The sequence below is a fragment of the Sphingobium yanoikuyae genome, from assembly GCF_034424525.1.
Taxonomy (GTDB): domain Bacteria; phylum Pseudomonadota; class Alphaproteobacteria; order Sphingomonadales; family Sphingomonadaceae; genus Sphingobium; species Sphingobium yanoikuyae.
Genome location: NZ_CP139979.1, coordinates 3,959,077 through 3,985,603 on the forward strand (window position 1 = coordinate 3,959,077; position 26,527 = coordinate 3,985,603).

Genomic DNA, 26,527 nt, shown 5'->3' on the forward strand with positions numbered 1-26,527 from the left:
CCTGATTCACGTCATCTGTGGACGCCCAAGGCGCTTCCACAGATGACGATCCGGCTCTATGCCGCTGGGCAAACAGGAGTGTTTCGCCATGAACGACCGCATCGCCATCGCTTCCGACAATCTGTCCGCCAGCATATCGCCGCTGGGCGCCGAACTCTGGTCGCTGACCGATGCGCAGGGCCGCGAGCTGATGACCGATGCCGACCCGCAATGGTGGACCGGCCATGCCCCCCTGCTCTTCCCGTTCGTCGGCCGATCGCGCGGCGACGTCTATCGGCTGAACGATGTCGCCTATCCGATCGGCCAGCATGGCTTTGCCCGCACCAGCCCCTTCACCCTGGTCCATCGCAACGAGGAAGCCGCGCTGTTCCGGCTGGAGGCGGACAGGGAGACGCGCACCGTCTATCCGTTCGATTTCCGCCTCGACATGGGGTTCGTGCTGGAGGGGCCAAGCCTGCGCATGACCGCCACCGTCATGAACCGGGGCGAGACGGCGATGCCCTTCTGCTTTGGCTATCACCCCGCCTTCGCCTGGCCTTTGCCCTATGGCGGCAGCGTCGAGGACCATCGCATCCTGTTCGCGCAGGCCGAACCCGCGCCGATCCGCAAGGTCGGCAGCGAGCCGGGGCTGATCGCGCTGGAGAGCGTGCCCTCCCCGGTCGAGGGCCATGAGCTGGCGCCGACCCATGTCATGTTCGCGGGCGATGCCCTCATCTGGGACGATCTCGCCAGCCGGTCACTGACCTGGGGCGTGCCCGGCAAGCCGCACCTGAAGATCGATTTCCCCGACACGCCCTGGCTCGGCCTGTGGCAGAAGCCGGGCGCCCATTATCTGTGCGTCGAACCCTGGGCCGGCATGGCCGACCCGGTCGGCTTCACCGGCGATGTCTGGGACAAGCAGGGTGTCATGACCCTGCTGCCGGGCGACAGCCGATCCTTCCGCATGGACGTGACGCTGGTCGGGGCTGAGGGCGAGGCCTAACGTGCGACTCGCTTTGGGCGCAAAAATCCCTATATGGGCGCCCCATGAGCATCCCATCCCGCCGTACCTTCGCGATCATTTCCCACCCGGACGCCGGTAAGACCACGCTGACCGAAAAGCTGCTGCTGGAAGGCGGCGCGATTCACCTGGCCGGCGAGGTCAAGGCGCGCGGCGCGAACCGGCGCGCCCGGTCGGACTGGATGAAGATCGAACAGCAGCGCGGCATCTCCGTCACATCCTCGGTCATGACGTTCGAGCGGACGCGCGATGGCGAGACCATCACCTTCAACCTGCTCGATACGCCCGGCCACGAGGATTTCAGCGAGGATACCTATCGCACCCTGACCGCCGTGGACTCGGCGGTGATGGTGATCGACGCGGCCAAGGGCATCGAGCCGCAGACGCGCAAGCTGTTCGAGGTCTGCCGCCTGCGCAACGTGCCGATCATCACCTTCGTCAACAAGGTCGACCGCGAGGGACGCGAACTGTTCGGCCTGCTCGACGAGGTGGCGGACCAGTTGCAGCTCGACGTCTGCCCGATGAGCTGGCCGGTCGGCATGGGCGGCGAGTTCGAGGGTATCTACGACTTCGCCACCAACCGGCTGATGCAGCCCACTGGCCCGTCCAAGGAATTTGACGGCACCCGCCACCAGTTCAGCGGCCTGGATGATCCCAAACTGGCCGATTATCTGTCCGAGCGGGGCCTCGCAAAGCTGCGCGAGGAGGCCGAGCTGGCCCAGGGTGGCTATGCCGAGTTCGACCTGGAACGCTATCGCCATGGCGACCTGACCCCGGTCTATTTCGGATCGGCACTCAAGCTGTTCGGCGTGACCGAGCTGATCGACGCGCTGTCCGCGCATGCGCCGCCGCCGCGCGCCCAGCCGGCCGAGCCGGCCCCGGTCGAGCCCGAGGGCAGCGAAGTCACCGGCTTCATCTTCAAGGTGCAGGCGAACATGGACCCGATGCACCGCGACCGCATCGCCTTCATGCGGCTGGTGTCGGGCAAGTTCCGCCGCGGCATGAAGCTGACCCCGTCGGGCAGCGGCAAGGCGCTGGCCGTCCATTCGCCGATCCTGTTCTTCGCCCAGGACCGCGAGCTGGCGGACGAGGCCTTCCCCGGCGACATCATCGGCATCCCCAACCATGGCGCGCTGCGCGTGGGCGACACGCTGAGCGAGAAGCCCGGCCTGCGCTTTACCGGCCTGCCCAATTTCGCGCCGGAAATCCTGCGCCGCGTCCAGCTGAAAGACCCGACCAAGACCAAGCAGCTGCGCAAGGCGCTGGACGACCTGAGCGAAGAGGGCGTGATCCAGGTCTTCTATCCCGAGATCGGCAGCAACTGGATCGTCGGCGTGGTCGGCCAGCTGCAGCTGGAAGTGCTGATCAGCCGGCTGGAGGCCGAATATAAGGTCGCCGCGGTGCTGGAGCCCTCACCCTTCGACACGGCCCGCTGGATCAGCGGCGACGATCAGGCGATCAAGGATCTGGTTGCCTATAATGGCGCGAACATGGCCAAGGACCGCGACGGCAATCTGGTGTTCATGGCGCGCAGCGCCTGGGACATCGGTTACCAGCAGGAGCGCCATCCCAAGGTGAAGTTCAGCGCCACCAAGGAGCGCTAAGCGGACAGCGAAAGTGACAGGGCAATGCCCTGTCACTTCATGGGTCAGGCCGTCACCCAATCCTTGCGCAGCGCCTTGCCGGCGAGCGCCATGAACAGGCCGGCGAGCAGGTAGAAGCCGAGCGCCGCGACGATGGCGTAGCGCAGCGCTTCATTGCCATAGGTCGGGGTCAGCGCGTCGGACAGGGCGCCCACGCTCCAGCTGCCAAGACCAAGCCCGACCAGATTGTTGATCAGCAGGAAGGTCGCCGAGGCGCTGGCCCGCATATGCGGCGGCACCAGGTGCTGCACGGCGGTCAATACCGGGCCGAGCCAGACATAGACCAAGGCCTGCGGGATCAGGAACAGGGCGAAGGCGAAGGATACGCTGGACGACAGCACGCCGACCACGAACAAGGGCATGCCGATCACATAGCTGATCGCCGGCACCCAGGCGAACCAGGCCTTGTCCCGATTGCCCATGGCGTCGCCCAGGAAGCCGCCGAGCAGCACGCCCGCAACCCCGCCCAGCAGCAGCAGGCCGCCCAGGAACTGGCCCGCGCCCAGAAGGTCGAGGCCGAAGCTGCGCATCAACAGGCTGGGCAGCCAGAAGGCGACGCCATAGCCGCACATCGAACTGCTCGCCGCGCCCAATGCCAGGAACCAGAAGCTGCGCTTGGCGGCGAGGATGCCGAACACAGCGCTAACCGGCACGGGCGTGCCCGACTGCACCGGCCGGGCGGGTTCGCGCACCACCAGGCGGAAGAGCGGTGCGATGAGGATACCCATGATGCCGACCGCGATGAAGGCGGTGCGCCATTCGACGGTCTGGGCGATATAGCCGCCCAGCAGCACGCCGCCGGCCGAGCCCAGCGGAATGCCGAGCGAATAGATGGAGAGGGCGCGGGCGCGCTGATGCTGCGGGAAATAGTCGGAGATGACCGCATAGGAAGGTGCGACGCCGCCCGCCTCCCCCACGCCGACGCCGATGCGGAACAGGAACATCTGCATGAAATTGCCTGCCATGCCGCACAGCGCGGTGAAGCCGCTCCAGACGGCGAGGCTGACGGTGATGACCCAGGTGCGGCTGGTCCGGTCGGCGAGCAGCGCCAGCGGGATCGCCAGCGTCGAATAGAGGAGCGCAAAGGCGATGCCGCCCAGCGCGCCAAGCTGGGTATCGGTCAGCCCCAGCTCCGCCTTGATCGGCCCGGCGAGGATGCCCAGGATCTGCCGGTCGAGGAAGTTGAAGGTATAGACCAACAGCAGCATCGCCAGCACGACGCCGCGATAGGCGGGGGAGGTTTGGGGCTTCATCTGCGCTTCCTAGACCGATTTCATACGTCATTGCGAGCGAAGCGAAGCAATCCACACAGCGCCCATGGATTGCTTCGCTCCGCTCGCAATGACGGCCTTTGGATCAGAACTTGACCGAGCCGGTCACGAACACCTGGCGCGGGTTGCCGTAGAAGGCGGTCAGCGTGCCTTCCTTGCCCAGCGAGGGGGTGGGATAGCCGGCCGCATTGTTGATGATCGCGCCGGTCACCGGATTGGCTGCGACGAAGGTATAGCCCGAGGTCTTATATTCCTTGTCGAGCAGGTTCTTGCCATGGACGCCGATGCTCCAGCGATCACTGGGCGCGGTATAGACCAGGCTGGCATCCCACAGCGCATAGCCCTTCTGATCGATATAGGGGTTGGGGATTTCGAACTGATAGGTCTTGGAGCGCCAGGAGACGGTGCTGCCGAAATAGAGGCTGCCATCGCCCACCGGGACATTATAGCTGAGCGTGCCGCTGGCGGTCCATTTCGGCGTGTTCTGGACCCGGCGATAGTCGGCGACGTCGGTCGGCACGCTGGCGATATTGGCGATATATTCGCGATAATCGGCATCGATGAAGCCGATCGCGGTCTGCAGGTTCAGACGGTCGCCGCCGCTGAAGATGTCGCGGCCAAGGCGCGCATTGCTTTCGAACTCCAGCCCCTTGAAGCGCGCCTTGCCGGCATTCGACACGACACCGCAGAAGGAGGGCGTCGCCACGCCGCCGACATTGACGGTACAGGCGACCGAGCCGGGGATCTGCACATCCTTGTAATCGGCATAGAAGCCGGCGACCGCGACATAGAGGGCGCCGTCCATCAGATTGCCCTTGTAGCCGACTTCATAGCTGTCGACCTGTTCGGGCGCGAAGCTGAGGAAGGAGGCGATTTCGCTGTCCTGGCGGATGCCGTCGCCATTGAGGTCAGGCGCGTTGGTGCCGACCCCGCGCGGGTCGAAGCCGCCGCCCTTGAAGCCCTTGGAATAGCTGGCATAGATATTGTGATCGGCGGTCGGCTTGTAGCTGACCGAGAAGCGCGGCGTGAACTTCTTGAACTCGCGCTCGCCACGGAAATTGGTGCTGGGCGCACCGAAGGGAATGCCCGCGCCGTCGAACACCGGCGAGCCGCCCCCCAGATAGCTTTGCCGCAGGATATTGGCCCGGCGCGTATCCCATGTGTAGCGACCGCCGGCCGACAGGCTGAGCTGATCGGTCAGGTCGAAGCTCATGTCGCCGAACACGGCATAGGTTTCGGTATCGACATTGGCCTGGGTGAAGGCGGTCAGCCCGGCCACGGTGGTGAAGATGCGGGTATCGAACTGGGTGTCGGCGCTGGCATCGAGATAATAGAAGCCGACCATGCCGTGCAGACGACCCTTGTCGTAGAGCAGCTGGAATTCCTGGCTGAGCTGTTCATTCTTGTAATAGGCCGGCACGTCGACATCGACGGCGGGCAGCGCGTCGAAGTCGATCGGCGAAGCGCTGTCATCCTTGCGCCAGGCGCTGATCGAGCGCAGCGTCACCGCATCATTGAGTTCGGCCGTCAGGTTCATCGACAGGCCGTAGGACTTCACATATTGCTTGGGATCGACCAGGCCGCCACGGGTGTCGAACACATCGTCCAGCACCGGCGCGCCCGATGCCTGGCCCGGAATCAGGCGGTGGCCGCCACGCGGGTTGCTGTTATCCTTGGTATAGTCGCCGGTGATGCGCATCAGCACCGGCGCGCCATAGCCGCCCATTTCGAAGGTGGCGCGGCCGGCCCAGATATCCTTGTTATAATTATCCTGCCCGGTGGTGAGATTCTTGCCGAAGCCGCCGCGCGACAGGCGGGCAAAGGCACCACCGACGCGCATCAGGTCGCCGATCGGCGCCGACACGCTGATGATGCCATCGGCCTGATCATAGCTGCCATAGCTGCCTTTGAGCTTGAGCGAAAAGTCCTGCGGCAGCATCTTCGTGACATATTTGACCGCGCCGCCGATCGTGTTGCGGCCATAGAGCGTGCCCTGCGGCCCGCGCAGCACCTCGATCCGTTCGACGTCATAGATGTCGAGCAGCGCGCCCTGCGGCCGGTTGAGATAGACATCGTCGAGATAGATGCCGACGCCCTGTTCGAAGCCGGAAACCGGATCCTGCTGACCGACGCCGCGGATGAAGGCGGTCAGCGTCGAATTGGTGCCGCGCGACGCCTCCAGCGTGGTGTTGGGGGTGACATTGGCAAGATCGCTGATGTCGATCGCCCCACCCCGTTCCAGATCAGCGCCGGAGAAGGCGCTGACCGCGATCGGCACCGACACCAGCGTTTCCTCACGCCGGCGGGCAGTGACGATGATCCCGGCCTCTTCGGTGTCGGCGGCGGGCACCGAAGCGTCCTGCGCGAAGGCGGGGAATGCCATCGCGCCGGTCCAGGCGGCGGATGCGAGGGCAAGGGCACGAATGCTGTGATGGGCCTTCATCGGCGTTTCCTCTCCTGAAGCGGCCCCCGGTCATCCGGGTAGCCAATCTGCTTGCCCTTTGAATAATGAAAGTTGAACCAGCTTTCAACTTCAAATATGAGGGACGGCGAACAAGGCCACCAGACGTCCTCAAATCATTGAAAAGGCGCGTATTGGCAGGCAGAGGGAGAGAGCATGACCGATCCGGCTTCCCCACGGGATGAGAGACGCGATGACAAGGCGCCGCGCACCGCGCGGGGCGAACGCACGCTGCGCGCGCTGCTGTCGGCGGCGGCCGAGGAATTTGGCGAAAAGGGTTTTCACGACGGGTCGGTGAGCGGCATCACCCGCCGGGCGGGCTGCGCCCTGGGCAGTTTCTACACCTATTTCGACAGCAAGGACGACATTTTCCGCGCGCTGGTCAACGACATGTCGGGCCAGGTGCGCGACTATGTCTCGCCCCGCATCGCCGATGCGCGCAACGGGATCGAGGCGGAACGGATCGGCCTGCTGAGCTTCCTGGAGTTCGCCCGCGCCCACAAGGAAATCTATCGCATCATCGACGAGGCCGAGTTCGTCGACCAGGCCGCCTATCGCGCCCATTATGAGAATACCGCCACCCGCATGGCCGCGCGCCTGAAAAAGGCCGCGCAGCAGGGCGACGTGCGCGCGGACGTGGAGGAAGTCCATGCCTGGGCGATCATGGGGATGAATGTGTTCCTGGGGCTGCGCTATGGCGTGTGGGACGACAGCCGCCCCGCGCAGGAGATTGCCGACATCGCCAACGCGTTGATCGAGAAGGGGATCGGCAAGCGCGCTTGAGGGTTGCACCGCTGCCGCCTATCGGGACAAGCACCGATGGTCGCGCCCTGCCCCTGCTGATAGGGCCGGGCGTCAGGCCCCAAAGCAAAAGGCGGACAGGCGATGCGCACACTCCATAAACAGACATTCCTTCTGGCATCGATACTGCTGGTCAGCGGCTGTGCGACCACCGCCACGCCGCCGTCGGCCAGCGCCCCGGTGCCGCCGACCACGATCGAGGCGGTCGGACAGCTGACCAAGGCCATCCCCTTCCCGCGCGGCTATCTCGACCCCGCCGCCCTGCCCAACAGCCTGACCCTGCTGCCGCCCCCGCCCGCCCCCGGCACCGCCGCCAAGGCGGCCGACGAGGAAGCCTATCGCGCCGCGCTCGCCGCGCCGGCCGATCGCCAGGCGCTGGCCGCGTCGGATGCGGACCTGGGCTGGCCGCACATGGTCCAGTCGTTCGAGCCGATCGCCGGCCTGTCGCTGTCGGACGGCACCCACCCGCACCTCACCATGTTGCTGCGCCGCGCTGCTGCGGATGCCGCCTTCTCCACCTCGCGCGCCAAGGGCCATTATCAGCGGGTGCGCCCGTTCGTGGAGCATGACGGCAATACCTGCCGCCCGCAGGACGAGCCCATGCTGCGCAAGGACGGCTCCTATCCGTCGGGCCATACCGCGATCGGCTGGATGCTGGCGCTGGTCCTGACCGACGTCATGCCCGACAAGCAGGATGCGCTGCTCAAGCGCGGCTATGAATTTGGCGAGAGCCGGGTCATCTGTCGCGCCCATTGGCTGAGCGACACGCTGGCAGGGCGGGTCGTGGCATCGGCCACCTATGCGCGGTTGCAGTCCGATCCGGTGTTCCGTGCCCAGCGCGAACTGGCGCGGCAGGAATTGGTAGCGCCGCGCTGATCCAGCCGCTTTGCCTTTGGCGTGGAAGCGGCTAAAGCCGCGATCCATGAACGACGCTGCAGCAAAACCCGCCCCCAAGGACTGGATTCTCGGCATTCATGCCTATGTGCCGGGCAAGTCCGCCGCCGATGACGGCCGGCCGCTGATCAAGCTGTCCGCCAACGAGAACCCGCTCGGCACTGGCGCGGCTGCCCGCGCGGCGCTGGTGGCGGCGACGGCGGACCTGGCCACCTATCCCGATCCCGGCGCGGCCAAGCTGCGCGAGGCGATCGGCGCGGTCCATGGCCTTGACCCCGCGCGCATCATTTATGGCACCGGGTCGGACGAACTGCTGCACATCGCCGCCAGCGCCTATGCCGGGCCGGGCGACGAAGTGCTTTATGTCCGCTACGGCTTTTCGGTCTATGACATCGCCGCCCGCCGCGTCGGCGCGACGCCGATCGAGGCGCCCGACGCCGATTACGCGACCGATGTCGACGCGCTGCTGGCCTGCGTGACGGAGAAGACCAAGGTCGTCTTCCTTGCCAACCCCAACAATCCCACCGGCACCATGACCAGCCGGGAGGAGATTGCGCGGCTGCACGCCGGGCTGCGCCCCGATATCCTGTTCGTGCTCGACCAGGCCTATGCCGAATATCTGGACGCGGACGAGGATGATGCGGGGCTGGAACTGGCCAAGACCGCGTCCAACGTGTTCGTCACCCGCACCTTCTCGAAAATCTATGGCCTGGCGGCCGAGCGGATCGGCTGGGGCTATGCCAGCCAGGACGTCATCGACATCCTCCACCGTATCCGCGCGCCGTTCAACGTGACCACCGCCGGCCAGGCCGCTGCGGTCGCCGCGATCCACGACCATGAATGGGTCGAGGCGAGCCGCGCCCATAATGCGCAATGGCGCGAATGGCTGGCGGGCGAGATCGCGTCCCTCTCCAACCATGGCCTGCGCGCGGTGCCGAGCCGCACCAATTTCCTGCTGATCCTGTTCGACGGCAAGCTGACCGCCGAGGCAGCGATGAAGGGGCTGTGGGACGAGGGCTATGCCACCCGCTGGCTGCCCGGTCAGGGCCTGCCCAACGGCCTGCGCATCACCATCGGCACCGAGGAACAGACCCGCGCCGTCGCCGCCAAGCTGCGCGCCATGGCGGAGGCGGCCTGAAGCGATGCTGCCCTTTTCCCGTGTCACCATCATCGGCCTTGGCCTGATCGGATCCTCGCTGGCGCGGGCGATCCGCGAATATATGCCGACCGTACGGGTCACCGGCCATGATGCCGATCCGGACGTGCGCGAGACCGCGCGGCGCATCGACCTGTGCGACGACATCACCGATACGGCCGGCGCATCCGTCACCGACGCCGAACTGGTGATCTTGTGCGTGCCGGTGCGCGCCATGGGCGCAGCGGCGGCGGAGATTGCCGACGAACTGCCGGCCGACGCGATCATCAGCGATGTCGGATCGTGCAAGGCCGACGTGCTGGCGCAACTCAACGCCGCCCTGCCCGGCCGCATCATCATCCCGGCGCACCCGGTGGCCGGCACCGAAAATAGCGGGCCGGAAGCGGGCTTTGCCACCCTGTTCAAGGGGCGCTGGTCGATCGTCACCCCGCCCGCCGATGCCGATCCGGCGGCGGTCGAGCGGGTGTCGGAACTGTGGCGCCGGGTCGGCGCCGATGTCGAGACGATGGACCCCGCGCATCATGACCTGGTGCTGGCGGTGACCAGCCATTTGCCGCATCTGATCGCCTATACGATCGTCGGCACGGCCAGTGATCTGGAGAATGTCACCCAGAGCGAGGTGATCAAATATTCGGCCGGCGGTTTCCGCGACTTCACCCGCATCGCCGCGTCAGACCCGACCATGTGGCGCGACGTGTTTCTGGCGAACAAGGAAGCCGTGCTGGAAATGCTGCAGCGTTTCTCGGAGGATCTGTCGACCCTACAGCGGGCGATCCGCTGGAATGACGGCGACACGCTGTTCAACCTGTTCACCCGCACCCGCGCGATCCGCCGGTCGATCATCGAACAGGGCCAGGACGACGCCAAGCCCGACTTCGGCCGCTCGCATTGATAGCAAGCTGCCATGATGCTTACGCATCAGCAGCTTGAAACGCTCAGGCGCCGCGCGGGCTTGGCAAAGCGCCAAGGGCGCTTTGCGAATCTGTTCAATTGAGCGCGTTGATCGCGGCGTGGACGCGGATCTCGGCCTCCTTGCGGTCGAGGCCGGTGGGGACGATTTCGCCCACCTTGTAGGTGATGGTGCCGGGGCGCTTCAGGAACTTGCCGCGCGGCGAGACGACGCCGCTGTCGATCGCGATCGGCACCACCGGCAGGCCGAGCAGGCTGTAGAGACCGGCAAAGCCGGACTTCAGCGGCGGCGCTTCGCCATGGGGGACGCGCGTCCCTTCGGGGAACAGGCAGACTGCCCGCCCCTGCGCCACGGCGTCCTTGGCGGAAGCGCGCAGGCTGCGCAGCGCACTGGCGCCGGCAGTCCGCTCGATCGGAATCAGGCCATAGCGCCGGGCGATGCCGCCCCAGAAGGGAATGTCGAGCAGTTCGCGCTTCGCGCCGATCACCGGCCGGTCGAACAGGCAGAGCAGGTCGATCGTCTCGAACATCGATTCATGTTTGACGATATAGAGATAGGGGCCGATCGGCAGGTCGCCATCGACCACGATCCGCTGCCCCAAAATCCAGCGCACGCAAAGACGATGAAAGCGGCTCCAGCCGGTCGCCGCCGACTGGACATGCGCGGGCTTGAACAGCCCGCCGATGACGGCCGCCAGCACGAAGAAGGCCGTGCCGACATAGAAGGTCAGCATGAAGATGAGCGAGCGAAGGGCAGTGAACAGGGTCATGGATCAGATACCAAAGAGCGCGGCCACGCGGCGCGCGAGATATTTATTATATTCCCGCACCAATATGGTGAGGCTGGGACGGCTGGGCACCGCGTCATAGACGAGGTTGATGCGGCCCGGAAGCGCCTGGCGCAGTTCGAGCGCGGAACGGCGCATATGCCAGTCGGTGGTGATGAGGCGGACGCTCTTATAATCGCGCCGCTCCAGCCAGCGGGCCGTCTCGATCGCGTTGGAACGAGTGTCGATCGCCTCGCGCCCCAGGGTGATGCAGCAGGTGAAGAGCGACAGGCGCGTCTTATATTCTGCCGCCAGTTCGACCGGGCGGACCGAGCGGTCGACGCCCGAAATCAGCATGCGCTTGGCCGCGCCCTCCTGCAGCAGGGCCAGCCCGCGGTCGATGCGGCCGGCACCGCCGGTCAGCACGACGATCGCGTCGGTCTGTCGCCCATCGAGCGGCTGGGGCAGGAACATCGCGAACCAGGCAAAGCCCAGCATCCAGCCGAGCAGCGTAACGGCGATCAGGCGGACGATCATAGCGAGCGTCCGAGCGCGCGCAGCACGGTCCAGCGACCGGTGAGCGTCGACAGGAGAATGCCGGCAATCGGCAGCGCCGCGAGCAGCGCCCAGCTGGTCCAGGGCAAGGCGACGGCGCCCATCAGCTGCGATCCGGTGGCCGACAGGCGCGCGCCGATCAGCAGGATCACCAGCACGGCGAAGGAAAAGCCCAATGCGCCGCCCATGGTGGCGTCGAGCGCGATCCGACGCTGGAACAGGCGAGCGATCTGTACATCGGTCGCGCCCATCAGGTGCAGCACCTCGATCGTCGTGCGATGGCTGTCATGCGCGCCACGCGCGGCCAGCACGACGGCGGCGCCGGTGGCAAGCCCCATCAGCAGCACCAGCCCGCCCGACAGCCAGCCCAGCGCGGTGAGCAGGCCGGCGAGCGGCGCGAGGAAGGCGGCATGGGGTTCGACCCGCAGGCTGGGCGACAGGGCCGCGAGCGACCGGCGCAACCCGTCGACCTTGGCCGCCGCATCGCCCGGCGTCAGGCTGACGTCGATCAGCGCCGGGATCGGCAGGTCGCCGCTGGTCACATCGGCGCCGAGCCAGGGACGCAGTTGCTGCGCCAGCGTCGCGGCCGGGACCGGTGCGACATGGCGCACATCGCGATTGCCGCGCAGCGCCTGTTGCACGCGGGCGGAGAGACGGTCGCGCTGCTGCGCATCGGCCTCCACCACCTGAACCGTGGCGCGGCCGGCCAGATCGGCGCTCATCGCGCGGACGGCGGTGCCAAGGCCCAGACCCGCAGCGGCGGCCAGCACCGTCAGGAACATCATGATCGCAATGATCCAGGGCATCGGCCCTGCCACCCGGCCGGCGGGCAGCAGGCGATGGCGCGCGGCCGCGGCGCTGCGACGATTGCCCCCGGCCATCAGGCGCCACCCTGCGGACGGGGCGGATAGCGCAGCGCGCCGGTCGGATCGGCCAGCCGGCCCTTGTCCAGCCGCATCATCTGCGCGCTCGCCACCTGGGCCATCAGCGGCAGGTCATGGGTCGCGACGACGATCGTGGTGCCAAGGCGGTTGAGCGCCTCGAACAGGGTCATCAGGCGGCGGGCCATGTCCGCGTCGACGTTACCGGTCGGTTCGTCGGCGACCAGAATCTCCGGCCGGCCGATCACCGCGCGGGCGATGGCGACGCGCTGCTGCTCCCCGCCCGACAGGGTGGCGGGGCGCGCCTGACCGCGATCGCCCAGCCCCACCCAGTTCAGCATTTCGCTGACCGGCGCGTCGATCTCGCTTTCCTCCATGCCCGCGACCCGCAGCGGCAGGGCGATATTGTCATAGGCGGACAGATGCGGGACCAGCCGAAAATCCTGGAACACGACGCCGATGCGGCGGCGGAAGCCGGGCAGGCGCTTGCGGGGGAGCGTCACCACATCCTCGCCGAACAGGCGGATCACGCCGCGACTGGGCCGCTGGGCGAGATAAAGGAGCTTGAGCAGGGATGTCTTGCCCGCGCCCGAGCTGCCGGTGAGAAAATAAAAATCGCCGCTATTGAGCGAGAAGCTGACGTCGGACAGGGTCTCGCTGTCCAGACCATAGCGCAGGCCGACATTTTCGAACTGGACGATGGCCGACATAAGTGACGTGTGGCGCCGATGCGCTCCCTGCTTCCCCGAAGCCCTGCCATGGCACAGGCGGCGGGGACGCGTAAAGGGCAGGCCGACAAACTATCCCGCGCAATGCCGCGAGTCGCGCCCATGAGCGGGTCTGTGTTTCAGACTCTTGCCCTAGAGTCCCTGCCATGCCTATGAAGCAGAATGATCCTGGTGTGCCCCAATTGCGCGACGCGCTACATCGTGCCCGACACCGCCGTCGGCCCGGACGGACGCCAGGTGCGGTGCGCCGCCTGCAAGCATAGCTGGTTCCAGGAAGGCCCCGCCCCCGCGCCGCGCGAAGAGGCGCCCGAACCGGTCGCTCCCGCGCCGGTCGCGCCGCCACCCGCTCCGCCTCCGCCACCGCCGCCGCCGCCCGTGGAAGCGGCGCCTGCCGAAGCGCCGATGCGATTCACGCCGGCGCCCGAGCCGGAACCGGTCACACCCGCGCAGCCGGAGGCCGCTGCCCCGCCGCCGGTCGAACCTGCGGCCGAACCGACACCCGCGATCGCGCCGGATTACCGGTTCGACGACATTTATGCCGGCGTGTCGCAGCCGGCCGAAGAGGTGCCACCGCCGCCGTCACTGCCGGCCAAGCGCCGGCGCAATGGCGCCAAGCTGCTGACCTGGGCCGCCGTTCTCTTCTTCCTGCTGGTCGCGGCCGCCGGCGCGGCGCTCCATTATTTCGGGCCACCGGCCTGGGCGGTGAATATGGGGCTGGTCGCCGAAGAGGGCGATCCGGACCTGCTCTTCTATCTTTCCAAGCCTGCCGAGCGGCGCAAGCTGCCGACCGGCGAGGAATATTTCGCTTTTGGCGCGCGGATCGTGAACAGCGGCAAGCAGGCGCTGCCGGTGCCGCCGGTGCTGGTGCAACTGCGCGACCGGCAGAACCGGCTGGTGTTCAGCTGGACCACCAAGGCGGACAAGGCCCGGCTGAAGCCCGGCGAGGAAGCGTCGATCAACGAAAGCCGGATCGACATTCCCAAGAATGCCGAGAATCTGTCGCTGACCTTCGTGGAATAAACCTGACCGTCAGGGATAACTGACGGTCTTGGGTCGGCCCTGCGGTATCGGGATATATTCCTGATCATCGCCCGGTATCAGCGGGAAGCGCATCGCTTCCCAATCCTCGCGCGCCTGCATCAGCCGCTCCTTGGTCGAGGACACGAAATTCCACCAGACATGGCGCGGGGTCGCGAACGCCTCGCCGCCGCACAGGACGAGATTGGCGCCATGGTCGCTGTGCAGGGTCGCGGGCACGCCAGGGCGCAGCACATAGAGGGTCTGGGGCAGCAGCTCGACGCCGTCGAGCGTGGCCGCCCCCTGCCAGAGATAGAGCGCCCGTTCTTCCGCGATCGCATCGACCGGGATCGAGCCGCCGGGACGCAGCTGGATGTCGGCATAGATGGTGTCGGCATAGGTCGAGACCTGTGCCGTCTCGCCCCAGAGCGTGCCCATGATGACCCGCGCCCAGGAGGCATGATCCTCCAGCACCGGCAGGCTGCCGCCCTCGACATGCTCGAAGGCCGGGTCGCATTCCTCGTCGCGGTCCGGCAAGGCGAGCCAGGTCTGGATCGCCAGCAATTTCTTGTCATGGCCGCGATCGGCGGGCGGGGTGCGTTCCGAATGGACGATGCCCTTGCCCGCGGTCATCAGATTGACCGCGCCGGGGCCGATCAACTGCTGCGTGCCGAGCGAATCGCGGTGGAGGAACGTCCCCTCCAGCATATAGGTGACGGTGGCGAGGTTGATATGCGGATGGGGGCGGACATCCACCCCCTGCCCCGTCGGCAACAGCGCCGGCCCCGCCTGGTCGAAGAAGATGAAGGGGCCGACCATGGTCCGCTCCTTCGCCGGGAGCGCGCGATGCACCTTGAAATCGCCCAGATCATGGGTCGTTGGCGTGATCGTCTGCAGCAGCAAATTGTCGCTCGACATGGGACGGCTCCTGTCGTTGGGGTCAGGCTTCTCCGGGTGCGCGGGCCTTGATCGCGAGGGCATGGACCTTGTCGCGCAGCAGGTCGGCGAGCGCGGCATTGACCAGGCGCTGGCGGGCGACGCGGCTCTGACCGACGAACCGTTCGGCGACGATCTCCACGGTGAAATGGCTTTCGCCCGAGCCGTCATGGCCGGCATGGCCGCGATGCTTTTCGCTGTCGTCGATGACGGCGAGATGGGCAGGAGTCAGGGCGGCGCGCAGCCGCGCCTCGATTTCGGTGGCGACAGGGCCTTTGAGGTCGGTGGTCATGCGCCCTATATAGGCTGCTTTGCCAGCCATTCCATCAGGACAATCTTGAGCAGCGATCCCTTCTCGACCCGTCGTTTCAACCGTTTTCACGGTCGCGTGGAAAGCGACCGCCCATGCGCCGTGCCCGGTTGCCCGGAACCCGGCGAATTTCGCGCGCCATTGCAGGATGGCCACCGGTCGCATCACGAGGGGCCGCAATGGCGCTGGCTGTGCCTGGACCATGTCCGCGCCTTCAACCAGGGCTATAATTTCTTCACCGGCATGAGCCCGGAGGAGATTGCCGCGGCCCAGCGCCCCTATGCCGGTTGGGAGCGGGAGACTCGCGCCTTTTCCAGCAATGCCGCCAGCCCGCCGCCCAAATGGTCGGACTTCCAGGATCCGCTCGACGCGATCGGCGCCAAGTTCAAGGAACGGGTGGCCAAGGCTCGGGCCGATGCGCAGGTGCGGCAGGATGGCCAGTTCCTGTCATCCGAGGATCGCAAGGCGCTGTCGGTGATGGGCCTGCCGATCGACGCCGACCGCAAGGCGCTGCGCACCCGCTATACCGAATTGCTGCGCCGCTATCATCCCGACCATAATGGCGGCGACCGCACCAAGGAGGGGCAGTTGCAGACTGTGATCGAGGCCTATGGCCATCTGCGCAAGGTGCCGCTGTTCGCCTGACTGGGTATATTTGCGTTCCATTCTGACCTGGCATCCCGCCCCGATGTAGGACAGGATGGCCTTGCCGGGTGGGAATGACGCTGCCATAGCGCCCGGCCCTCGATTTTCCCGGAGAGACCCCATGCAGGATCAGCCGCGCGCGCTGGGCCTTGATTTCGGCACGACCAACAGCGTCGCCGCCATCGCCGATGCCGGCCAGTCGGAACTGGTCGAATTTGCCGGCGCGCAGGCGAGCGGCGCGGTGTTCCGGTCTGCCCTGTGCTTCTGGCATGACAGCCATGTGAAGGGCGGCATGGCGCATGAGGCCGGCCCCTGGGCGATCGGTGAATATCTGGAGTTTCCAGAGGACAGCCGGTTCCTGCAATCCTTCAAGTCGGTCGCGGCCAGCCCGATCTTCGAGAGCGCCAGCATCTTCGAGAAACGCTATCGCTTCGAGGAACTGGGGCAGATGTTCCTGGGGCGTATGATCGGCCATGCCGGCGGGACACTGGACAAGCGCCCCGAGCGGATCGTCGTCGGCCGGCCGGTGGAATATGCCGGCGCCCGGCCCGACGAGGCGCTGGCGCGGCAGCGCTATGACGCGATGTTCGCCGGCTTCGGCAGCGAGATCCATTATGTCTATGAGCCGCTGGGCGCGGCGTTCAGCTATGCCAGCCGGCTCGACAGCGCGGCGACCATCCTGGTCGCGGATTTCGGCGGCGGCACCAGCGATTTTTCACTGGTGCGGGTCGAGGCGCCGGGCGCGGCGCGGCGCTGCGTGCCGCTGGGATCGGCGGGCATTGGCCTGGCCGGCGACCGGTTCGACTATCGCATCATGGACCAGCTGGTGCTGCCGATTCTGGGCAAGGGCGGCGCTTACACCTCCTTCGGCAAGGAACTGGAGATACCGCGCAGCTATTTCGCCGATTTCGCCGACTGGTCGCGCCTCGCCTTGATGCGCAACCGGCGGACGATGGACGAGCTGGCCAAATTGCAGAAGGCGGCGCGCGATCCCGCCGCGATCGGCCGGATGATCATCGTGATCGAGAAGGAGCTGGGCTATCCACTCTATGATGCGGTCGGCGCGCTGAAGCGGGCCTTGTCGGACGCCGACAATGCCACCTTCCGCTTCGAGGGCGGCGGCATCAGAATCGAGACCGAGGTCGCTCGCGGCGATTTCGAGCGCTGGATCGCGGCCGACATCGCCGCGATCGAGACGACCGTCGACAAGGCGCTGGCCAAGGCCAATGTCGCCCCGGAAAGCATCGATCGGGTGTTCCTGACCGGGGGATCGTCGCTGATCCCGGCGATCCGCGACATCTTCTTCCGCCGTTTCGGCCATGACCGGATCGCCACCGGCGGCGAGCTGACATCGATCGCCCATGGGCTGGCACTGGTCGGACAGGAGGCCAATCTGACCGAATGGGCCGCTTGATCGCCGGCCGCCGAGCCCCCACTGTCTCGACACACCCTTGCCCGATCGTTTAGGGCGAGAGTGACTCGCAGGAAGATGATGACGACATGACCGACATTTCCAACATCCAGCCCGATGCCCGTTCCGAGACGCTGATGGAGGCGCCCGACCGCGAAGTCGACGTGCGCGAGATGTTCGGCATCGACATCGACATGAAGGTTCCGGCCTTTTCCCAGGCCGATGAGCGCGTGCCCGACCTTGACCCCGCCTATGTGTTCGACCCGGACACCACGCTGGCGATCCTGGCCGGTTTCGCCTTCAATCGCCGCGTCATGGTGCAAGGCTATCATGGCACCGGCAAGTCTAGCCATATCGAACAGATCGCCGCGCGCCTGAAATGGCCGTGCATCCGCATCAACCTGGACGCGCATATCAGCCGCATCGACCTGGTCGGGCGCGACGCGATCGTGCTGAAGGACGGCCAGCAGGTCACCGAATTCAAGGAAGGCCTGCTGCCCTGGTCGCTGCAGCGCCCGGTCGCCCTGGTGTTCGACGAATATGATGCCGGCCGCCCGGACGTGATGTTCGTGATCCAGCGCGTGCTGGAAACCGACGGCAAGATGACCTTGCTGGACCAGAATCGCGTGATCCGGCCGAACCCGCATTTCCGCCTGTTCGCGACCGCCAACACGGTCGGCCTGGGCGACACGACCGGCCTTTATCATGGCACGCAGCAGATCAACCAGGGCCAGATGGACCGCTGGAACCTGGTGGTGGCATTGAACTACCTGCCCGCCGCGACCGAGGCGCAGGTGGTACTGGCCAAGTCCGGCGAGTACGACCATGAGGGCGGCCGCAAGGAGGTCGAGAGCATGATCAAGGTGGCGGAACTGACCCGCCAGGGCTTCATCAACGGCGATATCTCGACCGTAATGTCGCCCCGTACCGTGATCAGCTGGGCGCAGAATGCGCTGATCTTCAAGGATGTCGGCTTCGCCTTCCGCCTCTCCTTCCTCAACAAGTGCGATGAGGCGGAACGGCCGCTGGTGGCGGAATATTATCAGCGCGTCTTTGGCAAGGATCTGCCCGAGAGCGTGGCGAGCCGCGCGAACTGAACCTTCGCACGGCCCCTTGAACGAGAGGGCAGACCCATGATCGTCGTCGAACGGATCGACCCCAATGGCGGCAGTGCGCACCGGATCAGCATCCGGGGCCATGAGATCGTCGCCGATATGTCGGCACCCGATGGCCATGACGCCGGGCCGGACCCGCATGACCTGTATGATTCGGCATTGGGCGCGTGCAAGGCGATGACCATGCTCTGGTATGCACAGCGCAACGGCATTCCGGTCGAGAATATCCATGTCGGCGTGGTGCGCGATGCCAGCCAGGAGCGGGCCGGCATCTACAAGCTGACCACCCGCATCGCCCTGACCGGCCCGTTGAGCGACGAGCAGCATGACAGGCTGATCGCGGTCGCGGCCAAATGCCCGGTCCACAAGCTGATGAGCGAGGTCGAGACGCAGATCGAGACCGTCGCCGTGCCGCGCGTCGGCGACCCGGAGGGCCGGTGAACGCTGGCCCGCGCCCGCGCTTGGCATTATGATGGATATATGGACAGGAACACCGCCATCGATCGCCTGAAAGCCCATGAAGCCCAGTTGCGGGCCATGGGGGTGGTGAGCCTGTCCTTGTTCGGATCGACCGCGCGGGGCGAGCAACGGCCGGATTCCGATGTCGATGTCGCGGCAAAGCTGGTCGATGATGGCCGGATCGGCCTGTTCGAGGTGGCCGCGATCGGCGAAGCGGTGCGCGAGGCGCTGGGCGTCGCCGTCGACATGGTCACCGAACCGGCCCGCAAGGCACGACTGCAACACGAGATCGATCGGGATCGCGTCTGTGTCTTCTAGCCGCGAAGCCCAGAGGTTGCAGGATATTGTCGAGAATATCGACGCGGCCCGTTCCTATGTCGGCGACATGGCGATCGTGGCCTTCATCGCCGATCGCAAGACGGTGGATGCCTGCGAACGCTGCCTGCAACGGATAACCGAAGCGGTGATCAAGATCGGCGAGGACCGGATGGAGGAGATTGCGCCTGCAATCCCCGCCAGGGCCATTCGCGGCCTGGGCAATGTCCTGCGGCATGAGTATGATTCGATCGACCTCCGCTATATTCTCATCACGATCCAGCGTGACCTGCCGCCGCTGCGTGCGGCCTGCATCGCCGCGCTGAAGGACTTGCCATGACCGAACGTTCCCCCCTCGACGCCTTCAAGGATGTGCTGGCTGGTACTGCGCGGGCGATGACGCGCGACATGGAGGTGGAGGTGAGCTTCACCGCCGACACGCCGCACATGGTGGGCAAGGCGATCAAGGTGCCGACGCCCAGCCGCGCTTTGCCCGCCGATCAGGTGGCACTGGCGCGCGGTTTTGCCGACGCCAATGCGCTGAAGCTGCGCCACCATAATGCCAAACTGCACAATGCGATGGCGCCGGGCGAAGCGGTGGCGCGCGCGGTGTTCGACGCGGTCGAGCAGGCGCGGGTCGAGGCGATCGGTTCGCGGGCGCTGGATGGCGTGCGCGCGAACCTGAACGAGGCGCTGGCGATGCGCCTGAAGTCCGACCCGATCCGCCGGGCACGGGCGGCGGACGAGGTGCCGCTGTCGACCGCGCTGGCGCTGAAGGTGCGCGAGCGGCTGACCGGCCAGGCGGTGCCCGAGGAATTGCAGCCGGCGATGAAGCTGGTCGACCAGTGGATCGAGGACAAGGCCGGCACCGATCTGGATGCACTGGGGCTGGCGATCGACGATCAGCGCGCCTTCCAGAAGCTGACCCAGGCGATGCTGGAGCATCTGCAGCTGGTCGATGCCGACGTGCCGCCCGAAACCGACGATCCCGAGCCCGAGGATGAGGGCGAGGACAAGGAGGAAGAGCAGGAAGAAGGCGATTCCGGTCAGGAGGAATCGGGCGACAGCGACATGAACGCCGAAGCCCGGTCCGAGGATCAGGGCGGCGAGACCGAAGAGGGCGACACCGACTATAGCGAGGAGTTCGACGCCGACGCGGAAGACGGCGCCGACGACATGGGCGAGGAAGGCATGATGCCGGTGCGGCCCAATCGGCCGACATCCGACCTGCCCCCCGGCTTCGACTATAAATCCTATACCCAGAAGCATGACGAGGTCGTCACCGCCGACGACCTGTGCGACGAGGATGAACTGAATCGCCTGCGCGGCTTTCTGGACCAGCAGTTGGTGTCCTTGCAGGGCGCGGTGACCAAGCTCGCCAACCGGTTGCAACGCCGGTTGATGGCGCAGCAGCTTCGCTCCTGGGATTTCGACCAGGAGGAAGGGATTCTCGACGCAGCGCGGCTGGCGCGGATCGTGATCGACCCGACCCGGTCGCTGACCTACAAGATCGAGCGCGACACCGAGTTCCGCGACACCGTCGTCACCCTGTTGATCGACAATTCAGGATCGATGCGCGGCCGGCCGATCAGTATCGCCGCGATCAGCGCCGACATCATGGCCCGCACGCTGGAACGCTGCGGCGTGAAGACCGAAATTCTCGGCTTCACCACGCGCGCCTGGAAGGGCGGGCAGAGCCGCGAGGACTGGCTGGCGGCGGGGCGTCCGCCGATGCCGGGACGGCTCAACGACCTGCGCCACATCATCTACAAGAAGGCCGACGAACCCTGGCGCCGGGCGCGCAGGAATCTGGGCCTGATGATGCGCGAAGGGCTGCTGAAGGAAAATATAGACGGCGAGGCGCTGCTCTGGGCGCATGCGCGGTTGATCGCGCGGCCCGAGGAGCGGCGCATATTGATGGTGATTTCCGACGGTGCGCCGGTCGACGACAGCACCCTGTCGGTCAATAGCGGCACCTATCTGGAACGGCATCTGCGCCAGGTGATCGACTGGATCGAGAACCGGTCGCCGGTGCAACTGGTGGCGATCGGCATCGGCCATGACGTCACCCGTTACTATCGCCGCGCCGTGACCATCATGGACGCCGAACAATTGGGCGGCACGATGGTTGAACAGCTTGCGGGCCTGTTCGACGAGGATTGACCGGCCACCTCGGCCCATCGTCCCGCATTATTGAAATTCTGGAGAGGCAAGATGAGTGTCGCCTTTCGTCGCGAGAGCGACGATGAGCATATGGAGCCCAAGTTCGAGCTGCCGATCCCGCTGGGGCCGAACTGGGTCACGGCGCGCGGATTGCGGCTGACGCAGGAACAAGTGGCGGCGCTGGAAGCGATCGACACCGCAGCGATGGACGAGGAAGCTGCCAAGAAGCACAAGCGGGTGCTGCGCTACTGGCGCATGCGACTGGCGACGGCGGAACTGCGCCCGGCGGCCGATGGCGAGACGGTCGCGTTCGGGACGCGGGTGACCTATCGGCTGAACCGGCAGGAGAAGACCGTGGCGATCGTGGGCGATGACGAGGCCGATCCGCATGAGGGGCGGATCAGCTTTTCCGCGCCGCTGGCCCGCGCGATGATGGACGCCGAGATCGGCGAGGCGGTCGATTTTGCCGGCAAGGAAAGCGCGATCGAGATCATGGAGATCGGAGTGGTGGACGAGGCGTAGCGCTTTACGCTTCTCGACAGGCTCGAAGCGAACGGCTTTTGGGCAATCGCATATAGAAGGGCCTCCCGGTGACGTGCCGGGAGGCCCTTTTCAGATTCAGGCGCCGCGGGCGGCTTCGAACAGGAACCAGGCGCGCTGTTCGGCCTGGTCGGTCCAGTCGTCGACAATGCCTTCGGTCGCATTGTCGCCTGCCTCGGTCGCGGCGGCCTTCACCGCGCGGAAGGTTTCGACCAGCGCCAGATTGTCGTCGCGCAGTTCCTTGAGCATGTCGGCCGGGCTGACGAAATCGGCGTCATTGTCCTTCACGCTCTGGTGACGGGCGACGTCGCCGATCGAGCGCAGCGTGGTGTTGCCGGTCTTGCGCACGCGCTCGGCGATCAGGTCGGTCACGCCCAGAATCTCGGTCGCCTGCTCGTCGAACATCAGATGATAGTCGCGGAAATGCGGGCCGGAGACGTGCCAGTGGAAATTCTTGGTCTTGAGATAGAGGGCAAAGCTGTCGGCCAGGGCGCCGTTCAGCGCCTCTGCGACCGACTTGGTGGCATTGCTCTTGAGGTCGGTGGGCGTCTTGAGATCGGGGGCGGTCATGCATTGTCCTCCTGTTGGGGCGGAATTGATTTCGGACATATAATGATTGTCCGTCAATAAGGTGCCCCCGCAAGTGGGAAATCTTTGGGCAATTTATCGGTCAGGCTGATGAAGGGAATCGATCAGAGCCGCCCGATCGCGCTCATCGCCATGCCCGCACCCGCCAATATGGCGATGCCGCCGCCGACCAGCCGAATCGCGCGCACCGGCAGCACGGAGAGGAACCGGTCGCGCATCAGGATCACCGGCACGCTGGCGGCGATCACGCCGATCGCGCCGCCGATCGCGGCCAGCGCCGGGTCGGCCGTGCGGGTGGCGATGCCCAGGATCAGGAATTGCGGGCCGTCGCCAAAGCCGAGGATGAAGACGCCGAGCGCAGTGGTGAGGAACGGCCCGATGCGCCAGTCGTCGAGCGTGTCGGGCATCTTCACCGGCCAGAGCAGGCCGACGCCCAGGAACAGCAGCGACAGCGCCATGAACAGGAGGCGCGCGTCATGGCCGAGCATCGGCCCGATCCAGGCGCCCGCTGCCGCGGAAAGGGCAGCATTGGCGATGGCGGCAACGGCGACGCCGGCGATGATCGCCCCGTCACGCTGGTAACGATGGGCGAGCGCCAGCACAAGCAACTGCCCCTTGTCGCCGATTTCCCCGAACAGGCAGCCCAGCAGGGCGATCAACAAGGCGTCCATTCCAAATCCCGTCAGGCGTGCAGGCGATGCACCGTAGCGGGCGCGGCGGCCGGCGGCAAAATATTGTCGAGCGGCGGCAGTTCGTCGGCGATCGCGTCCCGCATCCGGTCGAGATAGGAGAGGACGACCGAATCGAGCCCGTCGAGCGAGAGGACCGACTGGAGCGTGGCGGCCAGGTCGCCGACGCTATCGACGCGGAAGGCGCGCGCGATATGGCGGATCTGGTCGACCTCGTCATGCAGGCGCGGCACCGACACATGGCCGCGCTGGGCGGCGAGTCCGTCGACCCGCCGCAGCAGGTCCGCCAGAATCGCCAGTTTCGGATCATGTCGCATGGAGCCATCTCCCTTCATCCGTGCCCCGCCTGGCAGCATGCGCGCATAGGGTTAAAGGGCCGTAAAGCCTGTTGCACAGCCTCCATTGGGCGCGCGAGCCTTGACATCGGGGCGAATCTGCCCCAAGGGGCACCGCTGAAACGGGGCGGTCCGACAGGGCCGCTTTTCTTTTTACGCTATTTCAAGACCAGGGACCAAGCCATGGCCAAGCCGGCAACTGTCAAGATCCGCCTCGTCAGCACGGCTGACACTGGCTTCTTCTACGTCACCAAGAAGAACCCGCGCACCACGACCGAAAAGCTGAGCTTCAGCAAGTATGACCCGGTCGTGCGCAAGCATGTCGAGTTCAAGGAAGCCAAGATCAAGTAAGCCGCAGCGGGCTTCGCGCCCGCGCGCCTGATCTTTCGGCACCGAAAAAGGCCCGTCCCTGTTGGGAGCGGGCCTTTTCCTGTTGGCATTCGCGCCGGAGAGGCCCCCGATCCGAAGATCGGGAGCCCGATGTCGTCAGTTGCCGACCGGCTGGCCGTCGGTACGACGCACCACGATGGTCGAGGAGCGCGGCTGCTGCCCCGCCACCGGCCAGTTGCCGGTCGGATGCTGGATGTTGATGAAGAAGTTCTTGAGGTCCGGCGTATAGGCGATGCCGGTGATCTCACAGCCCGCCGGGCCGACCAGGAAGCGCTTCGACTGTTTGCTGGTCTGGTCGATATAATACATCGAATTATTGCCGAAGGCGCCGGTCATGTTGGTGGCAGCACCGTTCAGCGTGCCGGCATTGCCGGTCAGATTATGGTCGGTCTGGACCCACAGGCGCCCCTGGGGATCGATGCGGATGCCATCGGGGCTGGAGAAATAGTCGCCGCTGATATTGCCCTTGAGATTATCCTCCGCGAGCGCGGGGTTGCCCGCCAGCAGGAAGATTTCCCAGGTGAAGGCGGTCGCCAGCGGCGAGTCGCCATTTTCGCGGAACTTGAGGATATGGCCATGCAGGTTGGTCACGCGCGGATCGGGCGCATCGGTGACGCGGCGGCCGCTATTGTTGGTCAGCGTGACGAAGATCGCCTGCTTGTTGGGCGCAACCGTGATCCATTCCGGACGGTCCATGATGGTACCGCCAGCGACGCGGGCGGCCGACTGGGTGTTGACCAGCACATCGGCCTGGTTGGTGAAATTGACCGTCGTCGGGGTCGGCGGCGTGGTCGACTGGCTGACATTGCCCGGATCCTGGGCACCCGCGACCAGACCATTTTGACCCTGGACCAGCGGACGCCATTCGCCCGTGCCGTCGGCATTGAAGCGCGCGACATAGAGGGTGCCATAATCGAGCAGGTCGGTGTTGGCGGCACGGTTGCTGCTGCTGAAGGCACGGTCCGGCACGAACTTGTAGACGCAGCCCGGCGTCGAATCGTCACCCATGTAGAAGGCGACGCGGTTGTTGGCGTCGGTCATGTGGGCGACATTTTCATGGCTGAAACGGCCGAGCGCGGTGCGCTTGGTCGCGGGGGCAAGTTCCTGGAACGGGTCAATCTCGACCACCCAGCCATAGCTGGTGTTGGGCTGGGTCGGATCGAGATAGTTGTTCGTCGTTTCCTCGCAGGTGAGGTAGGTGCCCCAGGGGGTGCGACCCGACGAGCAGTTGTTGAGCATGCCGCGGATCGTGCCGGGCAGGACGCCCGCAGCAGGGCCGCCGACGCGATAGTCGGTGTTGCCGCTGTAGCGCTTGTTATATTTCGAGCCGGCCTTGACCGCGAACTTGCCGTCCGTGCCCTTGGTCACTTCGACCACGGCGATGCCGACGGCCGAGAGCGCGATCGCCTTCTGATCGGCGGTGGCGGTCGATGCGTTATAGCTGCCGCTGGAGAAGAGGATATTATAGTCGGGCAGTTCGAAGTTGATCGCGAGCAGGCCGCCGCTGTTGGCGTCGGTGCCGGTCAGTTCGAAATATTCCATGCCGTCATGATTGCCGCCGGCCCAGGCCGCGGTCTGGCTGACGCTGGTCGGGAAGGTGCCGTTGGCAAAGGCGGTGCCGGCTTCGACCAGATCGCCGGCCTTGAGCAGCACATCGACAGTATAGCCCGACGGCACGGTCACGGTGTCGTTGGTGTTGATCGCGACCGAGGTGAAGTTGATGCCATAGCTGGGCGTCGGAGTCGGCGTGGGGGTGGGCGTCGGCGTCGGCGTGGGTGCCGGCGTGCTGTCGTCGTCATCATCGTCGCAGGCGGCGAGCGCGCCGAGCATCGGCAGCACGGACAGGCCCAGCAGGCCGTTCTTCAGGACGGAGCGGCGGCCCGGATTGGCCGCGACGATGGCTTCCAGGCTATCTTCGCCCGAAACAATCTTGGGCTGCGCATCGCGGAAGGCCGCGCGCGCCTCGTCGGTCAGATGAGACATGATAAAATACCCCTGTGCATCCGAGCGTCGGCATGACCGCCGCGCCCTTGGCGCGCATGACGTGACAGAGGAGGATGACGCGCAAACTGCGCTATGATGTCAGAGCAGCGACCGAATGATGACGCATCAGTGACGCTGTTGCCGGTGGGTTACAGCAGCGCGTTCACCTGCTCCACGAACCGCAGGACCGAAATCGGCTTGGACACATAGGCGTCGGCGCCGGCGGCGCGGATGCGGTCCTCATCGCCCTTCCCGGCATAGGCGGTGACCGCCATGATCGGCACCGCCGACAGGCTGTCATCGCCCTTGAGCGACACGATCAGGTCATAGCCGCTGACATGGGGCAGATGGATGTCGGTGATGACCAGGTCCGGCGCGAACTCGCGCGCCTGCGCCAGCACGTCGCGGCCGTCGCGCAGCGGCAGCACGTCATGCCCGTGCGCGCGCAGCAGGTCGCAAAAAAGTTTCAGATTGAGTTCGTTGTCCTCGACAACGAGCACGCGCTTTGCCACGAGTCACCCGCGTTCCAGAGAAGCCCCTTGGTGCGCGCCTATAGCCGCCCATT

Annotated in this window: 29 protein-coding genes; 16 read left to right on the forward strand and 13 right to left on the reverse strand. The window is 65.8% G+C overall.

Going from position 1 to position 26,527, the window contains the following annotated elements; genetic code table 11:
- Positions 1–88: 88 nt before the first annotated feature.
- Together U0025_RS18320 and U0025_RS18325 are read left to right on the forward strand one after the other, a co-directional pair.
- Complete coding sequence (locus tag U0025_RS18320) at positions 89–982, forward strand: aldose 1-epimerase family protein (RefSeq protein ID WP_004208925.1); 894 nt, start codon at positions 89–91, stop codon at positions 980–982.
- Between the two features lie 44 nt (positions 983–1,026).
- The gene (locus tag U0025_RS18325; RefSeq protein WP_004208926.1) at positions 1,027–2,604 is read left to right on the forward strand and encodes a peptide chain release factor 3; all 1,578 of its coding nucleotides are present in this window, start codon (positions 1,027–1,029) and stop codon (positions 2,602–2,604) included.
- Positions 2,605–2,648: 44 nt separating this feature from the next.
- Here U0025_RS18325 and U0025_RS18330 read toward each other — a convergent pair whose 3' ends face one another.
- Together U0025_RS18330 and U0025_RS18335 are read right to left on the reverse strand one after the other, a co-directional pair.
- On the reverse strand, positions 2,649–3,896 hold the full coding sequence (locus tag U0025_RS18330; RefSeq protein WP_004208927.1) for a spinster family MFS transporter: 1,248 nt from the start codon (positions 3,894–3,896) through the stop codon (positions 2,649–2,651).
- 103 nt (positions 3,897–3,999) lie between these two features.
- Positions 4,000–6,357 carry a TonB-dependent receptor gene (locus U0025_RS18335; protein WP_004208928.1) on the reverse strand — a complete coding sequence of 786 codons (2,358 nt, stop codon included), beginning with the start codon at positions 6,355–6,357 and terminating at the stop codon, positions 4,000–4,002.
- 174 nt (positions 6,358–6,531) lie between these two features.
- Between U0025_RS18335 and U0025_RS18340 the strand changes: the two genes are divergently transcribed.
- The 4 genes from U0025_RS18340 to U0025_RS18355 all read left to right on the forward strand — a co-directional run bounded on the left by U0025_RS18340 (position 6,532) and on the right by U0025_RS18355 (position 10,118).
- Positions 6,532–7,158: a TetR/AcrR family transcriptional regulator gene (locus U0025_RS18340; protein WP_004208930.1), complete on the forward strand. Its 627-nt coding sequence runs from the start codon at positions 6,532–6,534 to the stop codon at positions 7,156–7,158.
- Positions 7,159–7,260: 102 nt separating this feature from the next.
- Complete coding sequence (locus U0025_RS18345) at positions 7,261–8,052, forward strand: acid phosphatase (protein WP_004208931.1); 792 nt, start codon at positions 7,261–7,263, stop codon at positions 8,050–8,052.
- A 46-nt stretch (positions 8,053–8,098) separates the two neighbouring features.
- Entirely contained in the window at positions 8,099–9,208 is a 1,110-nt protein-coding gene (gene hisC, locus U0025_RS18350; protein WP_004208932.1) for a histidinol-phosphate transaminase, read from the forward strand.
- A 4-nt stretch (positions 9,209–9,212) separates the two neighbouring features.
- Positions 9,213–10,118, forward strand: a complete 906-nt coding sequence (locus tag U0025_RS18355; protein ID WP_004208933.1) for a prephenate/arogenate dehydrogenase family protein — start codon at positions 9,213–9,215, stop codon at positions 10,116–10,118.
- Positions 10,119–10,212: 94 nt separating this feature from the next.
- Here the strand turns inward: U0025_RS18355 and U0025_RS18360 are convergent, their stop codons facing one another.
- From U0025_RS18360 to ftsE, 4 genes are read right to left on the reverse strand one after another with little or no spacing between them, the layout of a single operon-like run.
- Complete coding sequence (locus U0025_RS18360; RefSeq protein WP_004208934.1) at positions 10,213–10,905, reverse strand: lysophospholipid acyltransferase family protein; 693 nt, start codon at positions 10,903–10,905, stop codon at positions 10,213–10,215.
- 3 nt (positions 10,906–10,908) lie between these two features.
- Entirely contained in the window at positions 10,909–11,439 is a 531-nt protein-coding gene (locus tag U0025_RS18365) for a YdcF family protein (protein ID WP_004208935.1), read from the reverse strand.
- Entirely contained in the window at positions 11,436–12,338 is a 903-nt protein-coding gene (locus U0025_RS18370; RefSeq protein WP_004208936.1) for a cell division protein FtsX, read from the reverse strand. The genes U0025_RS18365 and U0025_RS18370 overlap by 4 nt, the downstream gene beginning before the upstream one ends.
- Positions 12,338–13,048, reverse strand: coding sequence for a cell division ATP-binding protein FtsE (gene ftsE, locus U0025_RS18375; RefSeq protein ID WP_004208937.1), 711 nt, complete (start codon positions 13,046–13,048; stop codon positions 12,338–12,340). The genes U0025_RS18370 and ftsE overlap by 1 nt, the downstream gene beginning before the upstream one ends.
- A gap of 180 nt (positions 13,049–13,228) precedes the next feature.
- On the opposite strand from ftsE, the gene U0025_RS18380 reads away from it, so the two are divergent.
- Entirely contained in the window at positions 13,229–14,086 is an 858-nt protein-coding gene (locus tag U0025_RS18380) for an MJ0042-type zinc finger domain-containing protein (protein WP_004208938.1), read from the forward strand.
- Positions 14,087–14,095: 9 nt separating this feature from the next.
- On the opposite strand, the gene U0025_RS18385 is transcribed toward U0025_RS18380, so the two are convergent.
- Together U0025_RS18385 and U0025_RS18390 are read right to left on the reverse strand one after the other, a co-directional pair.
- Positions 14,096–15,001, reverse strand: a complete 906-nt coding sequence (locus U0025_RS18385; RefSeq protein ID WP_004208939.1) for a pirin family protein — start codon at positions 14,999–15,001, stop codon at positions 14,096–14,098.
- 22 nt (positions 15,002–15,023) lie between these two features.
- Positions 15,024–15,311: a BolA family protein gene (locus U0025_RS18390; RefSeq protein WP_004208941.1), complete on the reverse strand. Its 288-nt coding sequence runs from the start codon at positions 15,309–15,311 to the stop codon at positions 15,024–15,026.
- A 45-nt stretch (positions 15,312–15,356) separates the two neighbouring features.
- On the opposite strand from U0025_RS18390, the gene U0025_RS18395 reads away from it, so the two are divergent.
- The 8 genes from U0025_RS18395 to U0025_RS18430 all read left to right on the forward strand — a co-directional run bounded on the left by U0025_RS18395 (position 15,357) and on the right by U0025_RS18430 (position 21,959).
- Positions 15,357–15,974, forward strand: a complete 618-nt coding sequence (locus tag U0025_RS18395; protein ID WP_004208942.1) for a J domain-containing protein — start codon at positions 15,357–15,359, stop codon at positions 15,972–15,974.
- A 121-nt stretch (positions 15,975–16,095) separates the two neighbouring features.
- Positions 16,096–17,388, forward strand: coding sequence for an Hsp70 family protein (locus U0025_RS18400; RefSeq protein ID WP_004208943.1), 1,293 nt, complete (start codon positions 16,096–16,098; stop codon positions 17,386–17,388).
- A gap of 86 nt (positions 17,389–17,474) precedes the next feature.
- Positions 17,475–18,482: a cobaltochelatase subunit CobS gene (gene cobS / locus U0025_RS18405; protein WP_004208944.1), complete on the forward strand. Its 1,008-nt coding sequence runs from the start codon at positions 17,475–17,477 to the stop codon at positions 18,480–18,482.
- 36 nt (positions 18,483–18,518) lie between these two features.
- Positions 18,519–18,941 (forward strand): OsmC family protein, encoded by a 423-nt coding sequence (locus U0025_RS18410; protein ID WP_004208945.1) that lies wholly within the window; start codon positions 18,519–18,521, stop codon positions 18,939–18,941.
- A 39-nt stretch (positions 18,942–18,980) separates the two neighbouring features.
- On the forward strand, positions 18,981–19,277 hold the full coding sequence (locus U0025_RS18415) for a nucleotidyltransferase family protein (protein WP_004208946.1): 297 nt from the start codon (positions 18,981–18,983) through the stop codon (positions 19,275–19,277).
- Positions 19,267–19,614, forward strand: a complete 348-nt coding sequence (locus U0025_RS18420; protein WP_004208947.1) for a HepT-like ribonuclease domain-containing protein — start codon at positions 19,267–19,269, stop codon at positions 19,612–19,614. The genes U0025_RS18415 and U0025_RS18420 overlap by 11 nt, the downstream gene beginning before the upstream one ends.
- Positions 19,611–21,437 carry a cobaltochelatase subunit CobT gene (gene cobT / locus U0025_RS18425; RefSeq protein WP_004208948.1) on the forward strand — a complete coding sequence of 609 codons (1,827 nt, stop codon included), beginning with the start codon at positions 19,611–19,613 and terminating at the stop codon, positions 21,435–21,437. Before U0025_RS18420 ends, cobT begins: the two co-directional genes overlap by 4 nt.
- Positions 21,438–21,488: 51 nt before the next feature.
- The gene (locus U0025_RS18430; protein WP_004208949.1) at positions 21,489–21,959 is read left to right on the forward strand and encodes a GreA/GreB family elongation factor; all 471 of its coding nucleotides are present in this window, start codon (positions 21,489–21,491) and stop codon (positions 21,957–21,959) included.
- A gap of 96 nt (positions 21,960–22,055) precedes the next feature.
- Here the strand turns inward: U0025_RS18430 and U0025_RS18435 are convergent, their stop codons facing one another.
- From U0025_RS18435 to U0025_RS18445, 3 genes are all read right to left on the reverse strand, one after another.
- Positions 22,056–22,547, reverse strand: coding sequence for a Dps family protein (locus U0025_RS18435; RefSeq protein ID WP_004208950.1), 492 nt, complete (start codon positions 22,545–22,547; stop codon positions 22,056–22,058).
- Positions 22,548–22,669: 122 nt separating this feature from the next.
- Positions 22,670–23,236 carry a TMEM165/GDT1 family protein gene (locus U0025_RS18440; protein ID WP_004208951.1) on the reverse strand — a complete coding sequence of 189 codons (567 nt, stop codon included), beginning with the start codon at positions 23,234–23,236 and terminating at the stop codon, positions 22,670–22,672.
- A gap of 11 nt (positions 23,237–23,247) precedes the next feature.
- Positions 23,248–23,571 carry a hypothetical protein gene (locus U0025_RS18445; protein WP_004208952.1) on the reverse strand — a complete coding sequence of 108 codons (324 nt, stop codon included), beginning with the start codon at positions 23,569–23,571 and terminating at the stop codon, positions 23,248–23,250.
- 201 nt (positions 23,572–23,772) lie between these two features.
- Between U0025_RS18445 and rpmG the strand changes: the two genes are divergently transcribed.
- The gene (gene rpmG, locus U0025_RS18450; protein ID WP_004208953.1) at positions 23,773–23,940 is read left to right on the forward strand and encodes a 50S ribosomal protein L33; all 168 of its coding nucleotides are present in this window, start codon (positions 23,773–23,775) and stop codon (positions 23,938–23,940) included.
- A 135-nt stretch (positions 23,941–24,075) separates the two neighbouring features.
- Here the strand turns inward: rpmG and U0025_RS18455 are convergent, their stop codons facing one another.
- Positions 24,076–25,962, reverse strand: a complete 1,887-nt coding sequence (locus U0025_RS18455; RefSeq protein ID WP_004208954.1) for a PhoX family protein — start codon at positions 25,960–25,962, stop codon at positions 24,076–24,078.
- A 149-nt stretch (positions 25,963–26,111) separates the two neighbouring features.
- Positions 26,112–26,474, reverse strand: coding sequence for a response regulator (locus U0025_RS18460; protein WP_004208955.1), 363 nt, complete (start codon positions 26,472–26,474; stop codon positions 26,112–26,114).
- Positions 26,475–26,527 lie beyond the last annotated feature (53 nt).